Below are 16,515 nucleotides of genomic sequence, written 5' to 3'. Positions count from 1 at the left end.
AAAGAAAGCAGGCATAATTGCCTGCTTTTTTTATGTGGTAGGATCAGTTTATCATCAGAAATAATTATCCTGATGATAAAGATCATATCATTCAGACATTCAGTAACTTCTGCTAGAATAGAATAAGTTTCTTGTGCGGTAGGAATATTGATTAGGGTGGTTGTTTGAGATATCTCTCGTCCTTTAAAACATCGTTAAAAATTTCCCGCTACCTTTTTCGCATATTAGGTATCATGTTGTGGGCGATGGGTGCATTGCTAACCATGTTTTACCTCATCAATATCTTCAATGATACTAAGTCTGATATTCGGCAGGAGTATAGTAATAACTATACTAATCTCCTTGGTTTCTTTAGGCAAACCTCCGGCACCATCCGCGATTTACAATACCTCGCAGAACGTCACCAAGAACAAATTAATTTAAACCCGAGCATGAAAAACTCATTATTTTATGAAGGACCATTCTCACTTCATAAACTTAATGACACCGCAGATTGTGAATTATTTAAGGGGCAAACAAACAACTATTTCCGCTCCTTTAACAGCATCTTATATTATTGGAAAGATAACACTCCGGCATTACAAGGGATAAACCAAGTCTTTATGGTTGGCTCCCATAGCATGTGTATGATTAACTTCCCTTTGCGCGCATCCCCTGTTGATACTGAAATGTTGAAAAAAATGGTTTACGAAAATACACGTAACTATGTTAATCAACGCGCACAAGGTAAAGAAGTTAACCAATATTGGATAGTGCCAGATGCAAAAGGGGATAGTGGCATTTTATATGTTATGTCGCCAGTTTATGCCTCAGGTAAATTCATTGGTCTGATTGGTATTGAAAGAGCTATTCGTCTTGAATATTTTTCTCCTGCCAAAGATAGGGTGATTTCAATTCACCTTCTTAACAGTAGGAACACTACTGTTTTAAGCTATCCAGCAGAAAATAACTATCATGCAGTTAAACAGGTTCCTGATGTCAGTGCTCCTTATTTTGGTTTTGATGAAGACTTTAGTGATTTAGTTGCTAAGCGTAAATTATTACCTTCATCTTTTAGTGTGGTGTATTCATTACCACTCAAACAAATTTTAAATGAATTTAAATTCACGATTTTTAATGCGCTGATCTTAAATATTATTTCAGCCATTATGATTTTTATTTTCGTCTGGATCTTTGAGAGAAAAATATTCTCTCCAGCCGAAAATAATGCCTCTCGTCTAGAAGAGCACGAACAGTTTAACCATAAGATTGTGGCATCAGCGCCAGTCGGGATCAGTATTCTTAGAATACGTGATGGCATGATCATCTTAAGTAACGAGCTAGCACACAACTATTTTCGTTTGCTTAGCCATAGCGATAAACAAAATATCCTTTCTATTATTGCTGAGAAAAGTAGCAATATGGTCGATGTAGTGACCAACAATCGTAATCATCTGCAAATAAGCTTTGTTAACTCACGTTATCAAAATGAAGATGTGGCTATCTGTGTTTTAGTGGATATTAGCGCGCGAGTTAAAATGGAGCGCTCACTACAAAATATGGCGACAGCTGCGGAGCAAGCTAACCAAGCTAAATCGATGTTTTTGGCAACGGTCAGCCACGAATTACGAACACCACTTTATGGCATTATTGGTAATCTAGAATTATTGCAGTCGCTTACACAAAATGATGATACTTCTCGATTACTAAAGACGATGGATAACTCCTCATCGTTATTGCTAAAAATTATTAGCGATATCCTCGATTTCTCGAAAATTGAATCTAAACAGTTAAAAATTGATATTAAGCCATTTAATTGTCGCCAAGTGCTCTCTTTTGTTATTTCTAACTATTTACCTTTGATTGCGAAAAAAGACTTGGCTATTTACTGTTTTATCGAACCTGACGTACCAAAAATTGTAAATAGTGATCCTGTTCGCGTACAACAAGTTATCTCTAATTTATTGAATAACAGTATTAAATTTACCACGACGGGATGTATTACCTTACATCTTTATAAAGATGATTATTATCTCTATTTTGATATTCACGATACAGGGCGAGGCATTAGCGATAAAGCATTACATGAGCTGTTTGAACCATTCTTCCAAGTATCTCAAAATACAGAAAGTGCATCAGAGGGAACAGGATTAGGTTTGGCTATTTGTGAAAAACTGATCAACTTAATGGATGGGGATATCAGTGTTGTTTCCCAAGAAAATATTGGTAGCCGCTTTACGGTTCGTATACCTCTTTATGGTGCCTTAGAAGGAATAGAGTCGTCTTCTAAACTGAATATTTATAAAGAAAGTAATGTTCGTTGCTTTATAGATATTAAAAATCTTTATTTGGAAGGTTTTATTGGTCGATACCTTCGTTATTTCGGTTTGAGCTGTGAATTACTTACTGAAGAAGTGGTGATATCTTCAAACGATTTTATTATTACGGACTACGATCTACCAAGAAAAGATAACTGCCAATTTATTAGGATCAATGAGCATTACTTTGAGCCATCGAAGAAAATAGCTGAAAATGTATGGGTATGCAGTACTTACAAACTAAATGAATTAACAAAAATAATACTGCAATTACCACAAAACAAAGTTGAAGCTAATTGCGTAGAGATGGTGGAGCAAGCTACAGATTGTAGCTTACAAACCTTAACGGTTCTTATTGTCGATGATCATCCAATAAACCGCTTATTGTTGACCGATCAACTGAAAAAAATCGGTTTTAATACAGCAACAGCAGAAGATGGCTGTGATGCATTAACGTATTTAGCTAAGAATCATGTTGATATCGTGCTGACGGATGTCAATATGCCGAATATGAATGGCTATCAGTTGGCAACACATATAAGAGAAATGGGTAGTGATATGCCTGTTATAGGTGTGACAGCGAATGCGATTGCCGAAGAGAAGCAACGTTGTATTGATGCTGGAATGAATGATTGTGTATCTAAACCTGTTTCACTTTCTATTTTAAGAGAAGTGTTGGTGAAGTATATTCCTAAAGAATAATTCTAGATCGCGAACGATAAAACGAGTAAATAAAGACTAATTTATTAGTCTTTATTTATTTTTAAGCTCAAACAAGGCGAAAAATGATGTATTTAAAAAGCATTTTGATAGAGAAGAGAAAACAAAACAGAATCATAACAAGTTAAGTTGATTAAAAAGCAGGGTAAGAAAGCCTCTACAACGGTCTGTAAGCCTGGAAATAAATAAAGGTATGAAGAAATAGAAGAATAATTTATACAGCTTATAGGAGTTTGTGAACAAGGAGGATATTACAAGGAAAGAGAAAGATAAACCCAAGGAGAATGAGGAATAAAGAGTAAAAACTAAAAAGCAGAGAAGCTCCCACAAAGGGTTGAGCTTCCTGATTTTATCGGTGCGACTAAGGTAACTACGGTAAAATTAATCTGGGCCGTTAATTTCCTTATCAATAGTCACTGATGACAAGTAATTAAGTAATGCGATATCGTTATCGACACCTAATTTCATCATGGCTGATTTTTTCTGGCTACTAATCGTTTTAATACTGCGATTAAGTTTCTTCGCAATTTCAGTCACAAGGAAGCCTTCAGCAAATAATCTCAGCACTTCACTTTCTTTTGGTGATAAGCGTTTATCGCCATAGCCATTCGCATTGACTTTTTCAAGTAGCTTAGCAACGCTTTCAGGCATAAATTTCTTGCCTTTTTGTAGCGCCGCCAATGCTTTTGGCAGATCAGTCGGAGCACCTTGTTTAAGCACAATACCTTCAATTTCAAGATCAAGGACTGCGCTCAAAATAGCTGGGTTGTTATTCATGGTAAGTACAATAATCGACAAATTAGGATAATGTCTTTTTATGTACTTAATGAGTGTAATACCATCACCATACTTATCGCCAGGCATGGACAAGTCAGTAATTAACGCATCCACATTTAACTTAGGTAAGTTATTGATAAGTGAAGTTGAATCTTCAAATTCACCTACAACATTGACCCATTCAATTTGTTCTAAAGATTTACGGATACCGAATAAAACGATTGGGTGATCATCGGCAATAATAATATTAAGGTTATTCATGTTTAATTGTTACCTTGCTGCAGCAACTGTTGAATCCATTTATCCAGTTGAGTGATACGTTCTTTGATCTCTAATTCATTATGATTTTTTATGTCATGCTCTAAATATTCACAGCTTTCTCTGAGATATTCTAAATCTAACATGGCAAAAACCCCTTTTAGACGATGAGCTGTCTGGGCTAGAGAATGAAAGTCTTTATTTGTTGCTTCTAAGTGTAGTTTTTCAACATCAATAGGAACAGTACTGATAAATAGTTCCTTATAATCACTACCATTCAACGTCTTCCTATAATTATTAAGAATTACTTCGTATTTATCAAGGTTATTATTTTCATCCCAAATACTCTCTTTAGTTGTATCTAGGGGAAATGACTCATTTTCTTCAATTAAATAAGTAATAGCCTCTATTAAAGGATCACCGAAGTTATAGTTACACTTTATTAAATCTTTTGATATTTTTTCAAATCCAACAATAGAGCTCATTAATAATATTGTTGGCGATTCAGGATTATCATTCGGCGTATCCCTAAGTATGATATCGTATTCAGGATAAAGATTCTCTCTATTTTTATCAAAGTATGTAGCGCCATATTTATCAAGCTGTTGGCAGATGATTTTTTCTATTTCAGGGTTTTTTATGGCGAGTTTTGCGTTTATTCCCTCTAATAATACGTTAAAAGTTCGTTCTTCCGTATCTATATGCTGGTATGGGAGTACAATTCGGAAATGAGAACCAATACTTTCTTGGCTCTTAATCGTTAATTCTCCCTGTATTTTATTACATAACAAATGACACAAATAAAAAATGATACCTGAATTAGAATAATATTTGTCTCCCATTGCTTGGCCTAAGAATGGGTATTTTATATTAGCAATGTCTTGGGGTGTAAGCCCACTTCCACTGTCAATAATATCAATAAGTATTTCTTCTTTATCTTTATTTTGAGCTAAATTTAGATTAACGGTTATCTTTCCATAATTAGTCGTACTAATGGCATAATTAATCAATGATAAAATAATCTTACTTAAAGCTGGCCCATCGTTAATTAAAAGTAAGCCAGGTCTTATATTATTGTGGAAATAAAGTGTTAGGCCTTTTCTTATCATAAAAGGTGATGCCGTTATCAGAATAGATTCAACTAATGTTGAGAGTTCAAATTCATCCTTATGAATTTTCCATTCTTGATTTTCTAACTTATTAATTAATGTAATGTTTTCTATCCACTCAGAAATGTAATTTGTTTTCTCTAATAATAAGCTAAGTAATTGCTGGTGGGTATCTTCGGGTAATAACTCTTTGAATTGATAAACCATCTCATTTATATCTTTGATGGGACGCATCAATTCTAATGACATATTAGATAAAATCTTGCGTCGTGCGATAGTGTTTTTCTCATATTCTTGCTGTGCAAGTTGTAATTTTTTATTGATTAGTGCTTCATTATCTTTATTCAGAAATATGAATAATGATGTATTGTCAATATTGTTGTTATTACTGGTTCTTATTTCATAAATTTCGTTGTTGATAGCCGTTTGGATTAAGCCATTGTGCTCAACTGCCATTTGGCGGATCTTAGATAAATCGATATGAGGCAGCAATTTTTCCGCATGACTATTACTAATAATCTTATGGTTAGAGGAAAAATTATAGACTAATAATCCTATCGGAAGGTTCGAAATGATGTCGTTTGTCATCTCTTCTTTGATCCGTAGATTACGAGTCATAGAGATATAAGGGAAAACGTACTTATTACGAATATAGATATGGCCAAAAACGGAGATAGAAATAAATACCAGCAGGCTGATTAATAACCAAATATTTTTGTAGGCAATCTCTTTTATAATCGATTTCAACGGATATTCATAAGAGAGTGAATAGGGGATACCTGCAATCGGCTGAGAAAAGATCAGTGAAGAGCCATCAGTTGATACTTCAATGCTATTTTTGTCGTAAATAGATTGCTGACCTGTTGGAAGTAGCCTTAAGTAGTGTGGAGACAATTCTGAAGGTAAGAAATTATTGATAGGTAAATCAAACGCCACTACGCTAGTTAACTGACCTGGTACATTAAACATAATACGATAAGTGTAGTAATAGATGTTTTCTGTAGACATCTTTCTAATAGGAGAAAGACTCTCTTTTTCATCTAATGCCGTTGATTGCATCAATAACTCAGACCGTTTATTTTCAGCCGTTAATGTTAAATAGCTTTCTTTGTAACGGATTTCTGGTTTTAGCACAGAATGAGTCGTAATTAAGATAAGATCATTCCCTTTACCATTTAGATAATAAAGTGAACTGTAATCATTACGTACTCCCCAAAGAATTTCGAGTGAATTTGCAAATCGTTGTGCTAGCTGAAAGGTTTGTTCATTGGGTTTGCCGAATATAATGGAATCGACAGTTTGATCTCGCCCTTCAAGCCAAAACACATCAGAACGTAATTTTATTGGATTAAGTGGCAATACAGGGAACGTTGAGGTATCGGTTATTTTATTTGATAGCTGAAAAAGCTGATTAGAGTGGTAACGGTAATCTTCAACCTGTCGAGCAAATTTGAGAGTCGTATTGTTGATAGCATTTTTTTTGCTATCCAGCCAAGTGTCAAAATAACTGTAAGCGTATAGAAAAAGCGATATGACCATAAAAAGAAGAAATAGGGCATATAGACGAGTTAGTGTATTTGGCTTGAGTTGGTTCAATGTACGCATTCAGTTTGCGAGCCTTTAAGAGACAATGTAATTAAAAATAGAAAATTGAATAAACAATCACCATTATTCAGTCATTATATTAACAGGTTATCACTTTAAAAGGGATATTCGGATGAACTTTGAGCAAACAAACAAAAAAATCCAATTTTTTTACAATCGGAGCTAGACAGCGGGGTCAGAGATAGGCATAATTCCGCGCTATGGAAGGATGGCCGAGTGGCTGAAGGCAGCGGTCTTGAAAACCGCCGATGGGAAACCATCCTAGAGTTCGAATCTCTATCCTTCCGCCAGAATTAGCCGGCTTAGCTCAGTTGGTAGAGCAACTGACTTGTAATCAGTAGGTCACCAGTTCGACTCCGGTAGCCGGCACCATATAAGAACCCGTTATCTCGTAAGAGATAGCGGGTTTTTTCTTATCTATAATTCTATTTTTCATTTTCCCTCTTATTTATTTTTATTTAATTCCTTTTGGATTACTTCGTTTATTTCTCGATATCACTATGGTTTTTTATCTCTAGTTATCAAAAATTAATCAATATATTAGTGGGTTAGCATTTTTTAAGCAGAAAGCGCTTGAAGATTGAGCAAACAGATAAAAAGTCATTTTTTTTACAATCAGGACTAGACAGCGGGGTCAGAGATAGGCATAATTCCGCGCTATGGAAGGATGGCCGAGTGGCTGAAGGCAGCGGTCTTGAAAACCGCCGATGGGAAACCATCCTAGAGTTCGAATCTCTATCCTTCCGCCAGAATTAGCCGGCTTAGCTCAGTTGGTAGAGCAACTGACTTGTAATCAGTAGGTCACCAGTTCGACTCCGGTAGCCGGCACCATATAAGAACCCGTTATCTCGCAAGAGATAGCGGGTTTTTTCTTGGGTAAATTTTATGGGTGTAAATTAAAAAAACACCACATAAAAGAGAGTAGTGTTTTCGTGTATTACATGATTATCGAGCTATCACGATCACCAACCCATGACGGACCAATTAAATACTCGCCCCAAAATTTTCACTTCTTCTAATGTAGAACGCTCATCTGGGTAATCAATAGTATTATAGCTACGAATGATAATGGTGTTATTGGGAAGTCGATGTAAAATTTTGACTCTCAAAAGATCACCTTGTTGAATCGCATAAATACCGCCATCAACAATTTTTGTATGTCCTGTACTGATAGTGACAATTGATCCGTCAGGAATAACAGGGGACATACTGTCACCATGAACTTTAAAAGCAACGGCATCACTAGGTTGAACGCCATAGCGATTAAATGTAGAACGAGAGAATCTCAATAATTCCACCTTCTGATTATCAGTGGTACAACTACCGAAACCGGCAGCTAATTCAATAGTAGTATAGAAGGGGATCTCGACTTCATCTCGTTCTATTGGTGTATTATTATCCCAATCATCAACGGGTGTCATCTCATTGACCGAAACACCATCGTTTCTTTTTGCTCCCCGTCCATATTCTAACCATTCTGCTCGAATATCGAGCCATTGACTTAATGCTAAGATATTTGTTGGATCGGGAATTGACTCACTGTTTAGCCATTTCCACACTGCTGGAGCACTGACTTTTATACCTTGTTCAGCGAGTGCATCTGTAATTCTTTTACCTAACCCACGTCCTGCGATCCCTGAATCTAAACAAGCTTCTTGAAGCCTTTTTGTGAACTCCGTTTTATTATCATTTTTAACCATTGGTTAATTTCCTTTGCTACTTGACGTTACTTTGGTTAAAATATAACATTAACTATTAGTTAATAAAAGTATGAAAAGTACAAAAAAGTAACTAAATAAACCAATGCAAGAGTGGTAAGTAAAAATCACGTTGAGATAACGCCGTAAAATGCGGGTGATTTAGATGCATAAATGCCATGCCTTGTCGTGGTACATGGATGACCAATTAGTAGTAGTGATAGGAAATCAAAAGGAGCATTAAATGAGACTAGCAGACTTACCTAAATATTTTTCACCCAAAAGCATTGTATTGAGTGATGTAAGAACTGTTAAAGCAGTAGATTCGCTTTCAGTAACCGATGTAATGACATCAATTAGCCTAGTAACGCGAAAAGGACGCATGGGAATAGAATTGTTTTTAGCTAAACATAATATTAGTAACCCAAGCGAAGCGATAGAAAGCCTTTACCAATATGCATTAACCCAAGCTTATCAATATAAAGCGATTGATAAATTAACTGAAAACGATAAAGCCAAAGTTTTACATATTATTGCTAATTATGCTTTTCAAGATTACGCAAGAAGTGCCGCAAGTAAGAAAGCGTGCCCTGATTGCAGTAATGGGTTTATTGAGGTTGAAGTTTTTACCACTAAAAGCTACACCTCAAAATCGGTTAAAGGGCTTGAGCAAAACTTTAAAGATGGGCTGAAAGTTAAACCAATAAATAAGACTTCTTATCGTGAAGTGAGAGAGACAACTCGTGTTGTTTGCCCTACATGTAAGGGGAAAGCCGAAATTCGTTTAGCATGTCGTTGTCATGGGCGTGGTCAAATTTTAGATAAAAAAGAGAGCGAAAAGCAGGGAATGCCTGTTTTCAAACCTTGCAATCAATGTTCAGGACGCGGGTATCCTCGTTTAAAATTCAGCGAAGTATTAGAACAAGTACAAACGGTAGTGGGTGTTTCTAAAACTGTTGCGTACAGTAACTATAAGCCGTTATTTGAACATTTAGTTGAAGAATGCTTTAAAGAAGAGTCTCTGTCAGAAAAAATTCTTCAAGAAGTGACTGTTAATTAATAATTTTCTATGTTTATTTGTTTTTGTAGAAATTAGTTATTGACCTTCAGGAAAAAAAAGCATACTATCTCCCCACAATGAGAGATTTGTATCTAAAGACCTCACAACAGAATATAAATAGCCTCACTTCGGTGGGGCTTTTTTGTATCTCGATTTTCTTAACAAAGATAATTAACGATATCTGTTAAATTTTATTTTTAATTGAAGACCACAATGTGGTCTTTTTTTATATCCGCCATTTATCTAATTAGATAAATAAAACACAAACATACTCATGTTAAAACAGTGCTTAAATTTAAGTGCTGTGGATGAGTATATTATTTATTACAGTTCCTCCTATTGGAGGTAAGCCATGAGAAACAATGAAAGAAAATCCAGATCTATGGGAACAGATATTTATCGTTCTTTCTTCAATGAAAGAGCAAGGAATATCAGCCTCTCTAGCTGGAGGAATGGCTATTCTTCGAGGTTTATATAACGGCGGGGGATGGAAAAAAACCTCTATAGATGGGCTGATGTGTGCAATGTTTGCTTGGTTTATTAAAGATATTCTAATTTTATTTAATATTAATCATGAGTTTGCTTACTTAGCCAGTGTGTTTATCGGTTATGTCGGAGTAGATTCCGTGAGTAAACTCCTTAAAGGAAGAGCAGGAGTTAAAAATGGCTAAAATAGCACGAGGTGAGCGTAATAATAACCCTGGTAATATTCGGCATGGTTCGAAATGGCAGGGATTATCCTTTGAGCAAACAGATAAAGACTTTTGCCAATTTATTTCATCTGAATATGGAATACGAGCTATCTACAAATTATTACAGACATACCAGAAAAAATATGGTTTAAATACCATTAGAACAATTATCAACCGTTATGCTCCACCTAACGAAAATAATACAGAAGGCTATATTAGCCGAGCATCAAAAGAAATTGGTATTGATGCTAATAACCCAATTAATACACAATTAAAAAATGTCACCATTCCTTTAGCAGTTGCGATTGTTAATATTGAACTTGGCTATCAACCTTATTCAGAAAAAGTGTTTGAAGATGCTTGGTTGTTACTATGAATTATTTATCAAAAATAATGCTAATAGCGATTTTATGCTTAGGAATAGGATTGCTTTGGTTAATTGATAAAAATAAATCCTTACAACAGGAATACGATAATATTAACCAATCTCTTATTCAGCAGATTGCAGAGAATAAAGATTATCGATTAAGAATAAATCGGCTTAATCAACTTGATAATCGTCATTTACAGGAACTTGTTCATGCAAAAAAAGAAATTGATCAGTTGCGTGATATTAGTGAGCGCGCTCCTGAGCGGGTGTATATCAAAGCCGAGTGTCCTAAAGCCTCAGCCACTTCCACCACCAGCTTGGTTGATGCAAACACCGCCAGACCTACTGACACCGCTATCCGAAATTATTGGATACTCAGAGAACGAATTGCGCAATCAGAACAGATAATTTTAGGGTTACAAGATTATATTCGCCAAGAGTGTATTAATTAAAAATCCCTTTAATTAATTTATAATCAATAAAATTATTTATAAAACAAAATTAATTAAATGTTTTTAAAGAAAAGGAGAGTTATATTAAGGAGGTGAAATGAAAGATAATGATATTAATATTGCCATTCGTGAACAACTATTAAAACAATTTAAATCAGCAAATATTAATGTTGAGGTTGTTGCTGGTTTTCAGCCAGAGAAAAGACAAGATAGTAATATTATTATGTTTTTTCCTATAAAGGAGGTTGGCCAAGGTTGGCAAAAAAGGAATTACAATGTTCAAGGTAATAATGCAAACCATAAAGAACAACAACTGATTGAATTAACATTTCAGGTTCAAGGTTTTATTAAACAACATCCAAATTTAACAGCAGGTGATTTAGTTAGAATGACTCGAATGATTATTAATTCGTTGTCTTTTGTTGAATCAATGAGAAAAGTGGGAATAGGGATACAACGGGCGAGCGAAATTAGACGAGCGCCGATAATGAATGCTGGAAATAGCTATGAGCATAATCCTTCATTTGATTTTAATATCACTTTTTCCAGTACGTTATCTTTAGACACTGCTGCAACAAATTTACTTATTTCTAATCTATTTCGTATTTAAGGATAAATATGTCTATTAAACAAACTCGCTATATTGATATTGCGAGCGCGGTTGTTGGTGCATCAGCTGCACCTATGCGCAAACTTACAGCCCGTATTTTCTCAACAAACCCTAAAATTCCAGCAGGTAAAGTACTTGAGTTTGCCAGTGGGCAAGTGGATGAGTTGCTTGGTGCAGGATCACCAGAAGCGAAATTTGCTCGCCAATATTTTAGTTATGTTAGCCCTGCGCCTATTAGTAAACCTAAAGAGCTACAAATTGCTTCTTTTGAACCTGTAGGTCGGGCGCCGACATTATTTGGCACACCAGCAGCAACTCTTGATAAATTAAAGCTGATTGAAGAAGGTGCATTTACTTTGACTATCGGTGATATCTCTAAAAATATTACTGATATTTCTCTAAAAGATGCAGAGTCTTATGCTGATGTTGCCTCTCTGATCCAAGCTAAATTAAACGCTGAAAGTGAACCTCAATTTGTAAATTGCTATGTCACTTTTAATGCACTTGATGGTGCTTTCTTGATGAGTGGCGGTGTACAAGAAAAAGCGAAGATCACTATGGAACATTCACCTTTAGCCGATGCTATGGGGTTAAGTGATGGTGAAGCATCTGAAGGGAATGTGGCACAAACGGCTCTTCAGGCATTTATTGCTGCCGAAACAATTTCTGATTCATTTGGTAGTGCAACATTCTTGACCGAACTTACGGTCGAGCAAAGCGTTGAACTAGCAGAGTACATTGCAGGCGAAAATGTAAAATATCAGCTCTATTTGTCAGTTCCGGATAAACAAGCCGAGATTTACAGTAAAGCATTAATCGGTACCGCATCAACTGGCTTAAATTTAAAAACAGATGATGGCTTTTTTGTTCAAGCTCTACCTATGGCAATTATGGCGGCAACAGATTTTGATCGCACAAACGCGACCACTAACTATATGTATCGCCAATTTGGTATCACTTTCCCATCTCAAGTTAAAACAGATATTGCGGCTGATCGATTAGATAAATTACGCATTAACTATTATGGCGAAACGGCTGTTACTGGCACTGATATTAGTTTCTATCAACGTGGATTTTTATGTGGAAATGCCTCTAATCCATTAGATATGAGTGTTCATAGTAATGAGCAATGGCTAAAAGCCTATATCGCACAGCAATGGTTAAGCTTATTACTTTCCACCCGCGGTATTCCAGCTAATAAAGATGGTGAAGCAAGAGCAATGATGGTTATTGCCGGCGCTGTTACGAAAGCATTAAACAATGGCACTATTCTTACCAGTAAAAAGCTGACTGAAGTACAAAAAATCGCAATTACAGATGCAGCGGGTGATGATTTAGCGTGGCACGATGTACAAAACAAAGGTTATTGGTACAACGCTGAAATCGTTGAAGAAACAGGCCCTTCAAATTTACCCGAATACACCATGAAATATGTATTAATTTACGGTAAAGGCGATTGGGTTCGTAAAGTTGAAGGCTCACACAATTTAGTTTAAGGAACAAACAATGAACGATATTTCAGCAACAGGTTTGAGTTTAATTATTCAGGCAAGCAACACATTTCCTGCAGGTATTCCTATTACCACATTTTCGGATGAGGGTGATCCATTAGATTTACCGGCTGTCGATATTACAGCAACCGCAGTAGATATTAATGGTAATTTAGTGAGTTGGTCGGCACCTACACCTCAAACTGTGACAATCAACGTATTAGCAGGAAGCGAAGAAGATGAAAACTTGGCTATTTTACTTGATGCAAATACAGCAAGACGAGGACGTCGTCATGCAAGCGATATTATTACACTAGTGGCTTCTTATGGTGATGGTTCTATTACCACTGCTCGTAATGGCCGAATTACTAATGGTAGCCGTGGTAATTCAATATCAAACAATGCTCGCCTTAAATCTAAGCAATACACCTTCATTTTCCAAGACTTTGATCGTGTCAGAGCACGTTAATTTTTAGCGTTATTCTTATTCATCTAATGGCGACTTCGGTCGCCTTTTTTATGGAATTTAATTATGTTAATTAAACCAAAAGAGATCACTGTTATTGATAGTGATCGTGAAGAACACACTTTTATTATTAGCCGATTGCCTGCAACGATTGGACGAGAAATTCTTGCTAAATACCCTTTATCAAATGCACCCAAAATTGGTGATTATGAAGTTAGCAAAGAAGCTATGTTAAAAATGATGGCTTATGTAGCAGTCGAAAAAGAAGGGCAAGAAATTTATCTAAAAACCAGCACATTAATTGATAATCATGTGCCCGATGGGGAAGCTTTGATCCGTCTGGAACTCGAAATGCTGAAGTATAACACCAGTTTTTTCGGCAAAGACGGGAGCCAAAATTTCCTACAATACCTTCTAGGCAAGTTCAGCGGTTCTCTCCCGTCGATTATAAAAACGCTGATGGCTTCTTTGCAGTCATCATCTCCGCGGGTTTCGCCTCCTTCACAGAACTCAAAACAACCATAGATCTAGAAGAAGCCTTTGATCTGTGGGAGATCGCGATTACTAATCGTTATAACGAGGCGCTTGCGGCGTCAAAGGAGAGATAATGTCTCTATTACAGGTATTTTCTCAGGTACTGATGTTGGAGGCTGAAGTATCTGATAGTGCATTAGCAAATATCAGAAAGTCAGCAGATGAAATTCTTGCTGAAATGAAAAATATTGAGCAGGGTGTTTCAGGCGGCATTACTAGTTTCTATAACTTTGTTCAAGAAATTCATCTCAATCTTGGTGAATTACCTGAAGATCATGACATAAGTATTTCATTTAATAGTGATGAAATTACAACTGCTTCTGTAACCATTGAAAATTCAATTCAAAGCATGATCAAAAGTGCGCTAATGGGGACGCAAGAGTTTGATAAATTCTTGCAAGAAATCTTAGTGGGCATGTTGGGCTTATCACTCAATGAGCCAATAAATATTGATCTTAATATTAGTGAAACTCAAGATAAAATTAATTCAGTAACACAAAGTATTGATGACCTGAAAAGTTCTATGTCGGTGTTAGATTACCAAAGAGGATTGGTCAATAACAATGGTGCAGCTGAAGCTCACATTTTAGCAAGCCTTAATGCTGAATATGATGCGATGGAGGATCAACTATCCTCACTGAATAATGAATTGGGATCTTTAACTGAAGCAGAGAAGAAAAATAAAGAAAGTAAAATTGTTATTGATGCACTGATTAAACAATTAGGTGCCGATTACGATACTTTTATTGGCACAATGCAAACTCAAGGTATTGATGCTGCGATTAAAGAAGCAAAGGCTCAACGTCGATTAGGCGAGAGCGTTGATGAAACAGGTAAAAGCTATCAAAAAGCCGTAGAAAAAATGAAGGATTATATTCTTAACGCCATGGGAGTTAAGGATATTACGGGAGCTTTGCAAAAGGTTTTCACTGCTTCATTAGATCGCGCCAAAGAAATAGAGTCACTAGATAAACTAAGTAAAAAGATAGGTATCGCGGCTATCGATATCGATGCTTTTTCCGGGGCGATGGCTGAAATGGGAGGCACAAAAGAAGCCGCTCAAGCCGATTTAACTGCAATGGCAAATGCATTTACTGATACAGAAGATCCTATTGAACAACTTTTAAAAACCGCAGATAAAGTCAAAGGAATGAGCTTTGACGGTGCCCAAAAAGAACTGGAAAAATTGGGTGTTGTGGATGAAAAAACCATTGAACTAATGATGAAAGGTCGGGAAGAATTAGAGCGCACAATGGGCGTGCAAAAACAATTCTCTGGTATTAATGATGAAAGTATCGAAAGTTCTATTCAACTTAATGCAGTAATGAATAAATTTGATCAATTAGCGGGGCAATTAAAAAATAACTTTTTGGAGATAATCATTCCTGTTCTTGCAAAAGGAATAACGTGGTTTGATAAATTAGTTAATTTCTGTATTGAGAATAAAGATTTTGTTATCGGTTTTTTCTCAGCTATTGGTAGCGCTGTTGCTATTTATTATCTGCCCGCGATGGTGTCTGCGGCAGTTGCTTCACTTGCAACTGCGCTTCCTATATTAGCGATTGCAGCTGTTATTGGTCTCTTAGCGACGGCATTTAAACTCGTCTATGACGATATTATGAATTTTATTAATGGTAATGATTCAATGATAGGCAGTATTTTGGATCAATACCCCGCGCTTAAAGACGCAATAATGGTGGTATGGGAAGCATGGCAAGTTTTTGTTCAATCTTTAAAGATTGCTTCAAAGGTTATTGCTGAACAATTTATTGCTGCTTGGAATTATATATCTGACGCATTTAATCAATTCGTTATAGCGCTTAATGCGGGCATTAATAATATTATCGAGTGGGGGCAATCAATAATTAGTGTCTTTATTTTTGTCTCTGATGCAGTGGTTAGTGTATTTAGTTGGATGTGGGAATATATAGAGAAAATATTAGGTTGGGTTAATGAAGGTATTGACTCTATAAAAGGAATTTGGCAATCAGCAAAAAGCTTTTTGGGAATGGACGATGCTGAAAAAGAGGTCACTGTTGTTCAAAAAGTAGAGCGACAATTATCTGATGAAGGTAGTCTCAATTACACCATACCACAGCCAAAACCAGCAACACGGTATTACAATCCAGCACTAGATGTAAATGCGTTAAATAATGGATTAACACTGTCTTCGACAAATAGTTTAAACCCAATAACCAGCCAAATGATCAGTAACCAATCAAGCATCAAACATGAAAATAATGTTCAAGTTGGTGAAATCAGAATTGAAACACAAGCCACCGATGGCCCAGCTGTTGCGAAAGCTTTAGGTGAAGTATTGTATGATAAAAATGCTAAAGAAATTACACAGCAACACTCTAGCGGATTAAAGAGTTAAT

The 16,515-nt window shown here is 36.0% G+C and carries 13 protein-coding genes and 4 tRNA genes; 14 read left to right on the top strand and 3 right to left on the bottom strand.

What is annotated here, in order from left to right; translation table 11 throughout:
* Window positions 1-164 precede the first annotated feature (164 nt).
* Complete coding sequence (gene rcsC, locus D7029_RS12220) at window positions 165-2,999, top strand: two-component system sensor histidine kinase RcsC (RefSeq protein ID WP_194950807.1); 2,835 nt, start codon at window positions 165-167, stop codon at window positions 2,997-2,999.
* A gap of 399 nt (window positions 3,000-3,398) precedes the next feature.
* Here the strand turns inward: rcsC and rcsB are convergent, their stop codons facing one another.
* Together rcsB and rcsD are read right to left on the bottom strand one after the other, a co-directional pair.
* On the bottom strand, window positions 3,399-4,055 hold the full coding sequence (rcsB, locus tag D7029_RS12215) for a response regulator transcription factor RcsB (protein ID WP_006533269.1): 657 nt from the start codon (window positions 4,053-4,055) through the stop codon (window positions 3,399-3,401).
* A 2-nt stretch (window positions 4,056-4,057) separates the two neighbouring features.
* Window positions 4,058-6,766 carry a phosphotransferase RcsD gene (gene rcsD, locus D7029_RS12210; RefSeq protein WP_194950806.1) on the bottom strand — a complete coding sequence of 903 codons (2,709 nt, stop codon included), beginning with the start codon at window positions 6,764-6,766 and terminating at the stop codon, window positions 4,058-4,060.
* Between the two features lie 202 nt (window positions 6,767-6,968).
* Between rcsD and D7029_RS12205 the strand changes: the two genes are divergently transcribed.
* From D7029_RS12205 to D7029_RS12190, 4 genes are all read left to right on the top strand, one after another.
* Window positions 6,969-7,056, top strand: a tRNA-Ser gene (locus D7029_RS12205).
* A gap of 6 nt (window positions 7,057-7,062) precedes the next feature.
* Window positions 7,063-7,138: transfer RNA gene (locus D7029_RS12200), tRNA-Thr, on the top strand.
* Window positions 7,139-7,427: 289 nt separating this feature from the next.
* A tRNA-Ser gene (locus D7029_RS12195) sits at window positions 7,428-7,515 on the top strand.
* A gap of 6 nt (window positions 7,516-7,521) precedes the next feature.
* Window positions 7,522-7,597 (top strand) — tRNA-Thr (locus D7029_RS12190).
* Between the two features lie 131 nt (window positions 7,598-7,728).
* Here the strand turns inward: D7029_RS12190 and D7029_RS12185 are convergent.
* Complete coding sequence (locus D7029_RS12185) at window positions 7,729-8,466, bottom strand: S24 family peptidase (RefSeq protein ID WP_088495150.1); 738 nt, start codon at window positions 8,464-8,466, stop codon at window positions 7,729-7,731.
* A 241-nt stretch (window positions 8,467-8,707) separates the two neighbouring features.
* Here D7029_RS12185 and D7029_RS12180 point away from each other — a divergent pair, with 241 nt between their 5' ends.
* From D7029_RS12180 to D7029_RS12140, 9 genes are all read left to right on the top strand, one after another.
* Window positions 8,708-9,523 (top strand): antitermination protein, encoded by an 816-nt coding sequence (locus D7029_RS12180; protein WP_194950805.1) that lies wholly within the window; start codon window positions 8,708-8,710, stop codon window positions 9,521-9,523.
* 362 nt (window positions 9,524-9,885) lie between these two features.
* The gene (locus D7029_RS12175; protein ID WP_088495157.1) at window positions 9,886-10,194 is read left to right on the top strand and encodes a phage holin, lambda family; all 309 of its coding nucleotides are present in this window, start codon (window positions 9,886-9,888) and stop codon (window positions 10,192-10,194) included.
* Window positions 10,187-10,591 carry a structural protein gene (locus tag D7029_RS12170; RefSeq protein ID WP_165122950.1) on the top strand — a complete coding sequence of 135 codons (405 nt, stop codon included), beginning with the start codon at window positions 10,187-10,189 and terminating at the stop codon, window positions 10,589-10,591. The genes D7029_RS12175 and D7029_RS12170 overlap by 8 nt, the downstream gene beginning before the upstream one ends.
* The gene (locus D7029_RS12165) at window positions 10,588-11,037 is read left to right on the top strand and encodes a lysis protein (protein WP_194950804.1); all 450 of its coding nucleotides are present in this window, start codon (window positions 10,588-10,590) and stop codon (window positions 11,035-11,037) included. Before D7029_RS12170 ends, D7029_RS12165 begins: the two co-directional genes overlap by 4 nt.
* A 97-nt stretch (window positions 11,038-11,134) precedes the next feature.
* A complete protein-coding gene (locus tag D7029_RS12160) occupies window positions 11,135-11,647 on the top strand; it encodes a phage gateway protein (RefSeq protein ID WP_088495160.1) in 513 nt (170 codons plus the stop codon).
* Window positions 11,648-11,655: 8 nt separating this feature from the next.
* Entirely contained in the window at window positions 11,656-13,143 is a 1,488-nt protein-coding gene (locus D7029_RS12155) for a DUF3383 domain-containing protein (RefSeq protein WP_194950803.1), read from the top strand.
* A gap of 10 nt (window positions 13,144-13,153) precedes the next feature.
* Window positions 13,154-13,606: a phage tail fiber protein gene (locus D7029_RS12150; protein WP_075674211.1), complete on the top strand. Its 453-nt coding sequence runs from the start codon at window positions 13,154-13,156 to the stop codon at window positions 13,604-13,606.
* Between the two features lie 63 nt (window positions 13,607-13,669).
* Window positions 13,670-14,128, top strand: coding sequence for a hypothetical protein (locus D7029_RS12145; RefSeq protein WP_156733698.1), 459 nt, complete (start codon window positions 13,670-13,672; stop codon window positions 14,126-14,128).
* Window positions 14,129-14,210: 82 nt separating this feature from the next.
* A complete protein-coding gene (locus tag D7029_RS12140; protein ID WP_194950802.1) occupies window positions 14,211-16,514 on the top strand; it encodes a hypothetical protein in 2,304 nt (767 codons plus the stop codon).
* Window position 16,515: the final 1 nt, after the last annotated feature.

The organism is Proteus vulgaris, from assembly GCF_016647575.1.
GTDB classification, from domain to species: domain Bacteria; phylum Pseudomonadota; class Gammaproteobacteria; order Enterobacterales; family Enterobacteriaceae; genus Proteus; species Proteus mirabilis_B.
This window is presented reverse-complemented; position numbering and strand designations above follow the sequence as displayed.